14 protein-coding genes (1 of these 14 cut by a window edge) are annotated in these 11,800 nt (G+C 67.7%); 8 read left to right on the forward strand and 6 right to left on the reverse strand.

All coding sequences use genetic code 11. The annotated features are described in order from the left end of the window. Positions 1–60: 60 nt before the first annotated feature. Both thiE and thiD read right to left on the reverse strand, forming a co-directional pair. Positions 61–705 (reverse strand): thiamine phosphate synthase, encoded by a 645-nt coding sequence (gene thiE, locus D000_RS0106605; RefSeq protein WP_018872752.1) that lies wholly within the window; start codon positions 703–705, stop codon positions 61–63. Further along, positions 695–1,483, reverse strand: a complete 789-nt coding sequence (gene thiD, locus D000_RS0106610) for a bifunctional hydroxymethylpyrimidine kinase/phosphomethylpyrimidine kinase (protein WP_018872753.1) — start codon at positions 1,481–1,483, stop codon at positions 695–697. Before thiD ends, thiE begins: the two co-directional genes overlap by 11 nt. An 82-nt stretch (positions 1,484–1,565) precedes the next feature. Here thiD and D000_RS0106615 point away from each other — a divergent pair, with 82 nt between their 5' ends. Next, entirely contained in the window at positions 1,566–2,012 is a 447-nt protein-coding gene (locus D000_RS0106615) for a hypothetical protein (protein WP_018872754.1), read from the forward strand. On the opposite strand, the gene D000_RS0106620 is transcribed toward D000_RS0106615, so the two are convergent. After that, positions 2,005–2,691, reverse strand: a complete 687-nt coding sequence (locus tag D000_RS0106620) for an HAD family phosphatase (RefSeq protein ID WP_018872755.1) — start codon at positions 2,689–2,691, stop codon at positions 2,005–2,007. The genes D000_RS0106615 and D000_RS0106620 overlap by 8 nt on opposite strands. A 176-nt stretch (positions 2,692–2,867) precedes the next feature. Here D000_RS0106620 and D000_RS0106625 point away from each other — a divergent pair, with 176 nt between their 5' ends. Both D000_RS0106625 and ptsP read left to right on the forward strand, forming a co-directional pair. Further along, entirely contained in the window at positions 2,868–3,440 is a 573-nt protein-coding gene (locus D000_RS0106625; protein WP_018872756.1) for an RNA pyrophosphohydrolase, read from the forward strand. Between the two features lie 20 nt (positions 3,441–3,460). Continuing rightward, positions 3,461–5,728, forward strand: a complete 2,268-nt coding sequence (ptsP, locus tag D000_RS0106630) for a phosphoenolpyruvate--protein phosphotransferase (RefSeq protein ID WP_018872757.1) — start codon at positions 3,461–3,463, stop codon at positions 5,726–5,728. Between the two features lie 35 nt (positions 5,729–5,763). Here the strand turns inward: ptsP and D000_RS0106635 are convergent, their stop codons facing one another. Both D000_RS0106635 and D000_RS0106640 read right to left on the reverse strand, forming a co-directional pair. Beyond that, positions 5,764–6,276 carry a CopD family protein gene (locus D000_RS0106635; RefSeq protein WP_018872758.1) on the reverse strand — a complete coding sequence of 171 codons (513 nt, stop codon included), beginning with the start codon at positions 6,274–6,276 and terminating at the stop codon, positions 5,764–5,766. Between the two features lie 30 nt (positions 6,277–6,306). Further along, a complete protein-coding gene (locus D000_RS0106640) occupies positions 6,307–6,822 on the reverse strand; it encodes a peroxiredoxin (protein ID WP_018872759.1) in 516 nt (171 codons plus the stop codon). 95 nt (positions 6,823–6,917) lie between these two features. Here D000_RS0106640 and argC point away from each other — a divergent pair, with 95 nt between their 5' ends. The 4 genes from argC (at position 6,918) to erpA (ending at position 9,620) form a co-directional block, all read left to right on the forward strand. Beyond that, positions 6,918–7,970 (forward strand): N-acetyl-gamma-glutamyl-phosphate reductase, encoded by a 1,053-nt coding sequence (gene argC, locus D000_RS0106645; RefSeq protein ID WP_026279816.1) that lies wholly within the window; start codon positions 6,918–6,920, stop codon positions 7,968–7,970. Between the two features lie 124 nt (positions 7,971–8,094). Then, complete coding sequence (locus tag D000_RS0106650) at positions 8,095–8,757, forward strand: DUF6776 family protein (RefSeq protein ID WP_026279817.1); 663 nt, start codon at positions 8,095–8,097, stop codon at positions 8,755–8,757. Next, positions 8,754–9,188: a polymer-forming cytoskeletal protein gene (locus D000_RS0106655; protein ID WP_018872762.1), complete on the forward strand. Its 435-nt coding sequence runs from the start codon at positions 8,754–8,756 to the stop codon at positions 9,186–9,188. Before D000_RS0106650 ends, D000_RS0106655 begins: the two co-directional genes overlap by 4 nt. 57 nt (positions 9,189–9,245) lie before the next feature. Next, a complete protein-coding gene (erpA, locus tag D000_RS0106660) occupies positions 9,246–9,620 on the forward strand; it encodes an iron-sulfur cluster insertion protein ErpA (protein ID WP_018872763.1) in 375 nt (124 codons plus the stop codon). Positions 9,621–9,678: 58 nt separating this feature from the next. On the opposite strand, the gene D000_RS0106665 is transcribed toward erpA, so the two are convergent. Next, positions 9,679–10,815: an anhydro-N-acetylmuramic acid kinase gene (locus D000_RS0106665; protein ID WP_026279818.1), complete on the reverse strand. Its 1,137-nt coding sequence runs from the start codon at positions 10,813–10,815 to the stop codon at positions 9,679–9,681. Positions 10,816–11,089: 274 nt separating this feature from the next. On the opposite strand from D000_RS0106665, the gene tyrS reads away from it, so the two are divergent. Further along, positions 11,090–11,800, forward strand: the 5' portion of a protein-coding gene (gene tyrS / locus D000_RS0106670) for a tyrosine--tRNA ligase (RefSeq protein WP_018872765.1). 495 nt of this gene lie beyond the right edge of the window; the window shows 711 of its 1,206 coding nt (coding positions 1–711); the start codon lies at positions 11,090–11,092; the stop codon falls past the right edge of the window.

Consider the following 11,800-nt stretch of genomic DNA (forward strand, 5'->3'; position numbering starts at 1 on the left):
GTTCAATGGAATCGGTAGGCCCGGCAACCATAGCGGCGGCCGCCGGGCGGTGCAAAGTGGTCAGTCGAACAGTGTGCTGATGTGCCGAGCGGCGGCCTCCGGGTCGGGCGCGGCGCTGATGCCCTGGATCACGGCGACCAGATCCGCCCCGGCCGCGACCACCTCGGCCGCGTTGTCCGAGGTGATGCCGCCGATGCCGCAGATCGGCAGGTCCAGGGCTGCGCGTGCCTGGCGGATCAGCTCCGGCCCGGCAAAGGCGGCCTCGGGTTTGGTCGGGGAGGCGAACATGGTGCCGAAGGCGACATAGCTCGCACCGGCCCGGGCGGCGGCTTCGGCGCGCGCCAGTTCGTTGTAGCAGGAGACCCCGATGACTGCGTCCGGCCCCAGGAGCGTGCGGGCCGCGATCGGGTCCGGATCGTCGCGGCCCAGATGCACGCCGTCGGCCTGGATGCGCGCGGCCAGTTCGGTGTCGTCGTTGATGATGCAGCGCGCCCCGTGCGCGTGGGCGAGGGCGACCAGCTCGCGGGCGATCGCCTCGCGCGCGTCGCCCGCGAGCTGCTTGTCGCGGAACTGGATCAGGCTGGCGCCGCCGCGCAGTGCGGCCGCGGCGTGGGCGAGGTGGGTGGCGCGCGGGTCCGCGCCCACCGGCACCGCGGGGGTGATGAAATAGAGCCCGCGCAGGGGCGCTTGGCTGTCAGTCGTCATGCGGGCACAGGCGGTTGGGGATGTGCTGGCCGTGGCCGGGGGCGTAGCCGCGGGCGATGGCATCGTTCATGAAGGCCTGGGCCTCGATCACGGCCGGTTCGATGTCACGGCCACGGGCGAGGAAGGCGGCGATCGCCGCGGCCAGGGTGCAGCCGGAGCCGTGGAAGCCGGCCGGGTGGCGCGGCAGCTCGAACGGGCGCACGTGGTCGTCCTCGCGGTAGAGACGATTGATGATTGGGTCCTGTTCGGCGCCCTCGTGCCCGCCGGTGACCAGCACGTTGCGTGCGCCCAACTGGCGCAGCTGGTGGCCCCACTGCGCGGGGTCTTCGCTGCGGGCCAGGCGGGCGGCTTCGGGGCCGTTCGGGGTGATCAGCGTGGCGCGCGGCAGCAGGGCCTCGCGCGTGGCGTCGACGACCGCCTCGGTGGCCAGCGCCCCGCCGCCGCCAGCGACCATCACCGGGTCCAGTACTACCGGGATGTGCGGGTGAGTGCTCAGCAGCGCCGAGACGACGGTGACGTTCTCCACCGAGCCGAGCATGCCGATCTTGATCGCCGCGACCTCGAGATCGGCGAGGGTGACCTCGATCTGGGCGCGCAGCTGCTCCGGCGGGAGAACGGTGAAATCCACCACGTTGCGGGTGTCCTGCACGGTAATCGCGGTCACGGCCGTGGCCCCGTGTACGCCGAGGCGGGTAAAGGTAGTCAGGTCGGCCTGCAGACCCGCACCACCGCCGGGGTCGGAGCCGGCAATGGTCAGCGCGATCGGGGGATGATTCATGAATGGGGGCTCCCGTGCTAAGGTTGCGCGCGCCCCGGCACCCCGGGGCGTTCTTGTTCCGAATCCCGGGAGTGTACGCAGCATGAGCCACGAGTTCGAAGTCGAGTCCATCCGCCCTCTGGTCGCCGCCGCCGAAGCGGGTGGTACGTTGAACGCGGAGGTCGACCAGGCCCTGGCCGCGCTGGAGCAGGAGATCAACCGGATCGCCGCCGAGCTGCAGGTGGAACACGTGGGCCCCGGGGTGGGCATGGCGGACATGAATGCCCAGCATGTCTATCGTCTGGTGATCCGCCAGCACGAGATCGACGTGACGCGGCATGAATGGAGCCTGTGGGTCTGCGATGCGCTCGATAACTGCGACTTCCGCGCGACCTGGCCGGTCACCGGCGCCGGGCGTCTGCGCCGCAAGCAGGTGACGGCCGTGGTGCCGGAGCTGGTGACGGGCTACCGCGATGCGGTCGTGGCCGCCGGCAAGGGGGATACCCCGGCCGGTCAGCGGCTGGAGCAGATGGCCGGTCTGTTCAGCTGACCGAGCCTTCCGGCTCGCGCAGTGAGATCACCGGCCAGCCACGCTCCCGGGCATGCGCGGCCAGGGTCGGGTCGGGATCCACGGCCACCGGGCGGCCGACCTGCTCCAGCAGCGGGATGTCGTTGCGCGAGTCGCTGTAGAAGCTGGCCTGCGTGATGGTGCCCTCGGGGTCCGGGTGATCCGCAAGGTGCTGGCGCAGGCGCTCGATCTTGCCTTCCTGGAAGCAGGGCACGCCCGTCAGTTCCCCGGTGAACTCGCCGTCGTCGCGTTCCTCCGCCAGGGTGGCGATCAGATGGTCCACGCCGAGGATCTCCGCGATCGGCTGGGTCACGAACTGGTTGGTCGCGGTGATGATGACCAGCTCGTCGCCGGCCTTCCGGTGCTTTTCCAGCAGGCGCTGCGCGCCGGGGGCGATCATCGGCCGGATCAGGGTGTCGATGAACTGCTCCCGCCATTGTTCCAGTTGCGCGCGCGGGTGCTCCGCCAGCGGGCTGAACGCGAAGCGGCAGAACTCGTGGATGTCGAGGGTCCCCGCGACATACTCCTGATAGAAGCGGTCATTGGTCTCGGCGTGACAGGTCGGGTGCACGGCGCCCACCTCGGCCAGGAACTGGTTCCAGGCGTGATCGCTGTCGCCGGCAAGCAGGGTGTTGTCGAGGTCGAACAGAGCCAGGGTCATGCGTGCGTTCTCGGGTTGCCGTGGGCAGGGCGGGAGTGTACCGGGGGGCGTCGCGGACTGCAGCACGCCAGCCATCACGCGGGCCATCGCGGGCCCGGCCCCGGAGCGCGGGTGGGGGCTTTGCCGCCGGGGCTCCTGCTGTGGAACAATGCCAGTAATATAAAAGCGTCTGGCTGATGCAAGTGATTGATTGTGATGGGTATCGCGCAAACGTAGGCATCATCCTCTGCAACGCGGAACAGCAGCTGTTCTGGGGCAAGCGGGTCGGGCAGGAAGCCTGGCAGTTTCCCCAGGGCGGGGTGCATGCGGAAGAGACGCCGGAAGAGGCGATGTTCCGCGAGTTGCGCGAGGAGACGGGCCTGTTGCCCCGGCATGTCGAGGTGCTGGGCAGTACCCGCCATTGGCTGCGTTACCGGCTGCCGGAGCGCATGGTTCGACGGCACCGGCGCCCGGTCTGCATCGGCCAAAAACAGCGCTGGTTCCTGCTGCGCATGATCGGAGAAGAAAGTGACGTGGTCCTGGATGCGATGGAAACCCCGGAATTCGACGACTGGCGCTGGATCGACTACTGGCGGCCGTCGCGCGAGGTCGTGCATTTCAAGCGTCAGGTCTATCGCCGCGCGCTGTGCGAGCTGGTGCCGCTGATGTTCCCGGAGCTGGAGGGCGGGCGTGCCAGCACGGGGGGCGCCCGCGGCGGTAATTCCGGTGATTCGTCACCGTCGCGCGCCTTGCCGGTGTCTCCGCGTTGACGAACCCGAGCCCCCCGTCGATGCTGGAGGTCCTGCGCCGCGTGGTGCAGGAGGTGAATGGCGCTGCCGATTTCTTCGAGGCGCTGCACATTATCGTGACCCGCGTGAAGGCCGCGCTGGATATCGATGTCTGCTCGATCTACCTGAAGTCGCCGCAGTCGGGCCGCCTGGTGCTGATGGCGTCGGAGGGTCTGCGCGAGGAGTCCATCGGGCATGTCGAGATGGACCCCTCCGAGGGCCTGGTCGGCCTGGTCGCCTCGCGTGCGGAGCCGGTCAACCTGGACAGCGCCCAGGATCACCCGCGCTTTCGCTATTTCCCGGAGACCGGCGAGGAGCACTTCCTGGCCTTTCTCGGGGTGCCGATCATTCACCAGCGCAACCTGCTCGGGGTGCTGGTTGTGCAGCAGCACCAGGCGCGCAAGTTCGATGACGAACACGTCTCTTTTCTGATTACCCTGGCCGCGCAGCTGGCCGGAGCGATCGCCTACGCGGAATTCAACGACGAGATCTCCTCCGAGACCCCGCTGATCGGGCATGTGAACGTGGAGGCCACGGGGATCGCCGGTTCCCCGGGGGTCGCGATCGGGCGCGCCGTGGTGGCCTATCGGCTGGCGGATCTCGACTCCATACCGGACCGCGAGGGGGCCGGGGTGGACGAGGAGCTCGAGCGCCTGGCGAGGGCGGTGGCCGATACCCGGACCGAGATCGAGGACCTGAAGCAGCGCATGGGCGAGGCCCTGGGCCCGGACGAGCAGGTGCTGTTCGATGCCTATCTGCTGCTGCTGGGTTCGGATTCGCTGGTGCACAAGACGGAGGCGCGTATCCGCAATGGGCAATGGGCCCCGGCGGCCCTGCGCGACACCGTGCGCGAGAGCGTGCGGGTGTTCGAGGACATGGAAGACCCCTATCTGCGCGAGCGCGCGGCCGATGTGCGCGATCTCGGGCGACGCGTGCTGTCGCACCTCCTGCCCGCCGAGCGCAGCCAGGAGGAGTTTCCGGATGGCGGTATCCTGGTGGGCGACGACCTGACCGCCTCGCATCTGGCCGAGGTGCCGATCGAGCGGCTGGGCGCGATGGTCTCGGCCAAGGGTACCGGGTCGTCCCACATCGCCATCCTGGCACGTGCACTGAACATTCCGGCGGTGATGGGGGTTTCCGAACTGCCGGTCGGGCGCCTGGAAGGGCGCGAGATCCTGGTGGATGGCTACCGCGGCCGGCTGTTCGTGAACCCGAACGCGGAGCTGCGTGCCGAGTTCGAGCGCCTGGTGCGCGAAGAGCGCGAGCTGGCCGAGGACCTGCGCGCCCTGGCGAAGGATCCGGCCGAGACCCGTGACGGGGTGCCGGTGCCGGTACTCGCCAACTCGGGTCTGCTGGCGGACATCAAGCCGTCGCTGGAATCGGGGGCCGAGGGTGTGGGGCTGTACCGCACCGAGGTCCCGTTCATGATCCGCGACCGCTTCCCTGGTGAGGAGGAACAGGTCCAGCTCTACGAGCAGGTGCTGGCGTCGTTCGACCCGATGCCAGTGACGCTGCGTACGCTGGATATCGGCGGCGACAAGGCGCTGCCGTACTTTCCGGTCAAGGAAGACAACCCGTTTCTGGGCTGGCGCGGCATCCGTATCTCGCTGGACCACCCGGAGATCTTCCTGACCCAGCTGCGGGCCATGCTCAAGGCCAGCCGCGCGCACGACAACCTGCAGATCCTGTTCCCGATGATCTCGGCCCTGGACGAGCTGAAGGGCGCCATGAGCCTGCTCAATCGGGCGCGCGAGGAGCTGCTGGACGAGGGCTTCCGTATCCCGGTGCCGCGCATTGGCGTGATGGTCGAGGTGCCGGCGGCGGTGTACATGTCGGAGATGCTGGCGCGGCGGGTGGACTTCCTGTCCGTCGGCACCAATGACCTGGTGCAGTACCTGCTCGCGGTGGATCGGAACAATGCGCGCGTGGCCAGCCTCTACGACACCCTGCATCCGGCCTGTATCCATGCGCTGGAGACCATCACCGAGGGTTCGCACCGGGCCGGCAAGCCAGTCAGCGTCTGCGGGGAGATGGCGGCCGACCCGGCGGCGGTGATCCTGCTGCTGGGCATGGGGATCGACAGCCTCAGTGTCAGCGTCTCCGCCATCCCGCGGGTGAAGTGGGTGATCCGCAGCTTCTCCACCGATCGCGCCGAGGCCCTGCTGGCGCAGTGCCGGCTGCTGGAGAACGCGGACCAGATCCGCTCGCTGCTGAACAATGCCCTGGTCCAGGCCGGGCTGGGCGGGCTGGTGCGCGCGGGCAAGACCTGAAGCGCGGGCTGGCGGCCGGCCTTCGCCCCGGCGGGTCAGGTGCGCCGGGCGCGTATCCGGGCGGTCAGGGCCGTTACGACGAAAATGCCCAGCACGACGCCAATGGCGATCAGGCCGTCCGTGATGGAGCGGTTGATGACCAGGACCACGGCGCCCACCAAAATCGGTACCGGGATCTCGTTGAACCAGCGATACCAGGTGTGATCGCGGCGGTTCAGGTCGTGACGGAAGTCGCGCACGATCTTGCCGCACCAGACGTGATAGGCGGCCAGCACCGCGATCAGGGTCAGCTTGAAATGCATCCAGGGCTCGGCCAGGTAGAACGAGCGATCCACCAGCATGGCGACGCCGAAGCCGATGGTGATCAGGGCGCCGGGGGTCATGATCCCGTAGAACAACTTGCGTTCCATGACCTTGAAGCGCTCGTGCCCGAGGGCGTCGTCGGTCATCGCGTGGTAGACGAACAGGCGCGGCAGATAGAACAGGCCGGCGAACCAGGTGACCATGAAGATCACGTGGAGGCTGAGGAACCAGTTGTAGGCTTGCATGGAGATCCTTCTCGTCGGACGGTGCCCGGCTTACGACAGCCAGCGCTCCAGGTGGCGTTCGATCTGTTCGAAATCCGGATCGCCCAGCTTCTGGTAGACGATGCGACCGCTGGGCGAGATCAGGAAGGTGGTGGGGGTCAGGCGCACCCCGCCATAGGCCTGGGAGAAGCCGTCGTCGCTGTCATGGATCACCGTGTAGGGCATACCCCGGTCTTCGCGCATCGCCTCCACGCGGTTGATCGGATCGTAGGAGAGCGCGACCGCCAGCAGCTTGAAGCCCCGGTCCGAGTAGGTCTCGTGGAGATGGGTGAGTTTCGGGATCTCGCGCACGCAGGACGGGCAGTTCGTTGCCCAGAAGGAGATCATCACGGGGCGGCCCTCGAAGTCCTCGAGGGCGACCTGTTCGCCGTCCAGCGTGGTTGCGGTGAAGGCGGGCGCCGGCCGCATCCCGTCATCGGTCAGCCAGATGGTCGCGGCGACGGCAATCAGCGCGATGATGAAGATGCCTCCGAAGATGGCCTTGCGGTCAATCCTGCCCTTGCTCATGGGATGCGGTCTCGTCGGTCGATGGTCTGCAAATGTGGACTGGCCGAAACGCCTTGCGTTCCGTGGTTCCGGTCAAGGCGGTATCATGCCGCAGCATGACGACTGCAACCAGTAGCAAGCCCATCCGCATCGGGGTTGTCGGTGCGACCGGATACACCGGTGTCGAGTTGTTGCGCCTGCTGGCGCGGCACCCGGCCGCCCGCCTGCAGGTGGTGACCTCGCGCGGCGAGGCCGGGACGCCGGTGGCCGCGCTGTTCCCGAGCCTGCGCGGGGCGGTGGATGCGGTGTTCCAGGCGCCGGACGAGGCGGTGCTGGGCGAGTGCGATGTGGTCTTTTTCGCCACGCCTCACGGCGTCGCGCACGGCCTGGCCGCCCCGCTGCTGGAGCGCGGTGCGCGCATCATCGATCTGTCTGCGGACTTCCGTATCCGCGATCCGGAGTTGTGGGCGCGCTGGTACGGGCAGGCGCACGGTGCGCCACAGTATCTGGACGAGGCCGTCTATGGTCTGCCTGAACTCAACCGCGAGCAGATCCGCGGCGCGCGCCTGATCGCTGTTCCCGGCTGCTACCCCACGGCCGTCAGCCTGGCGGTGCTGCCACTGCTGGAGGCCGGCCTGATTGACCCCGGCGACGTGATCGCGGATGCCAAGAGCGGCGTCAGCGGGGCGGGCCGCAAGGCGCAGATCGGTGGCCTGTTTGCCGAGGTGCAGGAGGACTTTCGCGCCTATGCCAGTGGTGGTCACCGGCACTGGCCGGAGATCCAGCAGACCCTGAGCGGGGTCTCCGGGCAGGCGGTGGGGTTGATCTTTCAGCCGCATCTGGTGCCGATGACCCGCGGCATCCACGCCACGCTGTATCTGCGTCCGCGCGCGCAGGCGGACTGGCAGGCCTGTTTCGAGCAGCGCTATCGTGACGAGCCGTTCGTGGACGTGATGCCCGCGGGTTCGCACCCGCAGACGTCCAGCGTGCGCGGGACCAATCTCTGCCGGGTGGCCCTGGCACAGCCGCCGCATTCCGATCGGTTGATGGTCCTGTCGGTGATCGACAACCTGGTCAAGGGTGCGGCGGGGCAGGCGGTGCAGAACATGAATCTGATGTTCGGGCTGGAGGAGACCGCGGGCCTGAACGGACTGCCGGTATTCCCCTGATGCCCAGGGCACCCGCATGACAGCCCGATTCCCGCGCCCGCCACGTCTGCCGCGAATCCCGGCGCGGCGTGCGCGCCTCGGGCGTCGTGGTGGCCGGGTATGGCGGGCGGTGCTGCGGGCAGCCATCTTGCTGGTGGTGCTGGTGGTGGGAGTGGCCCTGTGGTGGACGGAGCCGCGGCCCGAGGCCCCGGACGTGGCCGAGGCCCGTGAGGGTATCGAGGCGCTGCGGGCGGATCTGGAGCGGGAGACGGCGGCGCGTCAGGCTGCGGAGGAGTCCCTGCGCCGGGCCGAGCAGGAGCTGGAGATCCAGCGCGCCGAGGTCCGGGCGTTTGCCGATGATATCGATCGGCAGGAGTCGGAGCTGCTGGTGCTGCGCGACGAGCTGGCGTTCTACCAGCGCCTGGCCGAAGGGGGTGGCGGAGACGTCCTTGGCGTTCGCGCGTTGCGGCTGCAGCGCACCGGTCAGGCCGGGGTGTTCGATGTCGCGTTTCAGTTCTACCGCCCGGGCCTGAACCGGTCACTGGATCTGGACTGGTCCCTGGAGGTCGAAGGGCGCTCGGCGGACGGCGAGGACCGGGTGACGCTGGATGCCGAAGACCTGGGCCTCGATGCTGATCGCAGCATGGAAGGCCTGCGGCTGTTGCGCAGCCAGCGGGTGCGGATTCGGCTGCCGGAGGATTTCGAGCCGCAGCGCCTGACGCTGCGCGCGGTCGCCAGGGACGAGGAGGATATCGATCCCGTCACCGAGCAGGCCGAATGGGATCGCCTGCTGGAGGAGGAACCATGATTGGACGCAAGCGAGGCCGTCGAGCAAACAAGGTAGACACGCTGGTAGGGCGCCAGACGGTGATTCACGGTGATGTCGAGTTCGGCGGTGGATTGCACATCGAGGGCCGGGTGGTCGGGGATATCCGCGCGCCATCCGATCCCGCCGCGGTGCTGGTGGTGGCCGAGGGCGGTTTGGTCGAAGGCCATATCGCCGTGCCCCACCTGCTGTTGAATGGCGAGGTGCAGGGCGATGTCCATGTCGGCGAGCACGTGGAGCTGGGCGAGACGGCGCGGCTGGCGGGCAACCTCTACTACACCGTGCTGCAGATGGCGGAAGGCGCCCAGATCGACGGTTTGCTGAAGCGCGTCGAGCATCCGCTGCAGGGCGAGCTGGAGGGGCCGGGCGAGCCGCGCAGCCTGGCCAATCCCACGGAAGATGAGCATTCTTGACTCCGGGGGTCGGCTTTCCGTAGTTTTGCCGGAAATGCTGAACACAGGAGGCCCTGCATGTCCGAGCCCATGACGTCCGAAGCGGAAATGGACTTCGAGATCCCCAGCCCGCTGATCTTTACCGACGCTGCGGCGACCAAGGTGAAGGGGCTGATCGAAGAAGAGAACAACGAAAACCTGAAGCTTCGGGTTTTTGTCAGCGGTGGTGGTTGCTCCGGCTTCCAGTACGGATTCACCTTCGACGAGACCGTCGGTGAAGGCGATACCGTGGTGGAGAACGGGGGTGTGACCCTGCTGATTGACCCGATGAGCTTTCAGTACCTGGCCGGGGCCGAGATCGACTACACCGAAGGTCTGGAGGGTGCGCAGTTCGTGATTCGCAACCCGAACGCAACCACGACCTGTGGTTGCGGTTCCAGTTTCTCGGTCTGATCAGTACCGTTGCCGATGCAAGGCCCGCCCCGGTTCGCCGCGGCGGGCCTTTTGCTTTTCAGGGAGTGCGGCTACGGCCGGTGCCGCCGGGGATGATGCAGCCGAGCACCCGAGGCCCGCGGGCCCCGGTGACCTCGGGCAGATTGCCGGCCTGGCCGGCGAGGGTGCGTGCAGCCAGCCAGGCAAACGCAGCCCCTTCCACCTGTTGCGGTGGCACGCCGTGTCCTGTGGTGGTTTCGACCCGGGTTCCGGGCTGGCTCTGCCGCAGGCGTTCCATTAGATAGGTGTTGTGGGCCCCGCCGCCGCACACCAGCAATCGCGCGGGGGGCGTGTCGTCGACCGAACGCAGCGCGCGCCGCACGCCCTCGATGGTCAGTTCGGCCAGGGTCGCCTGAATGTCCTCGGAGCGCGCCCGGTCCAGGGCATCGCCAGCACGGGTGCGCAGCCACGCGGGTGAAAAGTACTCCGGCCCGGTGCTCTTCGGCGGCGGCCGTTCGAAGAAGGGGTCGTCCAGCAGCGCGGTCAGCAGGTCTGGAATGGATTGGCCGCTGCGTGCCCAGGCGCCTTCATGGTCGAACGCCGTGCCCTGGTGGCGTCGATTCCAGTCGTCCATCAGCGTATTCGCCGGGCCGCAGTCGAAGCCAGTTACGGCTCGGCCCGGCGCCAGCCAGGTGATATTGCCAATGCCGCCCAGGTTCAGCACGGCCCGGGTCTCGTCGGCGCTCGCGAACTGCGCGGCGTGAAAGCCGCAGGCGAGGGGCGCGCCCTGGCCACCGGCTGCGATGTCGCGGGGCCGGAACTGCGCGACCGTGTCGATGCCGGTGATCTCGGCAATCCGGAACGGATCGCCAATCTGCCAGGTGAAGGCCGGATCGCGCTCGGGTGCGTGGTGCACGGTCTGTCCATGACTGCCAATCGCCCGGATCGCCGCGGAGGGCAGCCCGCTTTGATCCAGTAGGGCCAGCACGGCACGCCCGAAAAGGGTTCCGAGTTGCGCGTCCAGCGTGCCCAGCTGTTCGTAGCGCAGCGTTTCGGTGGTGGCGGCGGTGGCCAGTTCCTGGGCCAGGTCGTCCGGGTATCCGAGCTGGCAGTGATCCAGGACCCGCATGCGCCCGTCGTCAAGGGCCTCGGTCAGAACGGCATCGATCCCGTCCCGGCTGGTGCCGGACATCAATCCTATATAGCGTTCGGTCATGGCGAGGTTCCTGTCGCGCGCCGGGTTCGGACACTGCCCATTCTGGACTACCGGGCCATTTCGCGTCCGCTTGGGGCTCGCGGTATCCTTGCGCGCTGCCGGCCGTCGCGGCCGGATTCCGATCGAGTGAAACGCTGATTAACGTGCGTGCTCGGCGTTGCGGTTGCCTTGTGCAGGATGAATGCGCGGCCGTCCCCGCGCAGTCAACGGACGCAGAAGCGACTCGTGCGCAAGCGTGTACATTCATCAGTGTTTCCCTAAACCAAGGGGCGTCATGGAACTCGAAGACCAGCTGGCCGTCATCCGTCGCGGCACCGATGAAATCCTGCTTGAGGACGAGCTCGTCGAGCGCCTCAAGAGCGGTCGCCCGCTGCGGGTGAAGGCCGGCTTTGATCCCACCGCGCCGGATCTGCACCTGGGGCACACGGTGCTGATCAACAAGCTCCGCCAATTGCAGGATCTCGGGCATCACATCCTGTTCCTGATCGGCGATTTCACTGGGCGTATCGGTGACCCCTCGGGCAAGAACGCGACACGCCCGCCCCTGTCTTCGGAGGATATCGAGCGCAACGCCGCCACCTACCGCGAGCAGGTGTTTCGAATCCTGGACCCGGAACGTACCGAGGTGGTGTTCAATTCCACCTGGATGGAGCCGATGGGCGCGGCCGGCATGGTTCAGCTCGCTGCGCGCCAGACGGTGGCGCGTATGCTCGAGCGCGATGACTTCCACAAGCGCTATACCGCCCACCAGCCGATCGCGATCCACGAGTTTCTCTACCCGCTGATTCAGGGCTACGACTCGGTGGCCCTGCGGGCGGACATGGAGCTCGGTGGCACCGACCAGAAATTCAACCTGCTGGTCGGGCGTGAGCTGCAGAAGCAGGAGGGGCAGGCGCCGCAGGTCATTCTGACCATGCCCATCCTCGAAGGACTGGATGGCGTCCAGAAGATGAGCAAGTCGCTGAACAACTACATCGGTGTCCAG

Origin of the sequence: Thioalkalivibrio sp. ALJ16 (genome assembly GCF_000377345.1) — a bacterium.
GTDB lineage: Bacteria > Pseudomonadota > Gammaproteobacteria > Ectothiorhodospirales > Ectothiorhodospiraceae > Thioalkalivibrio.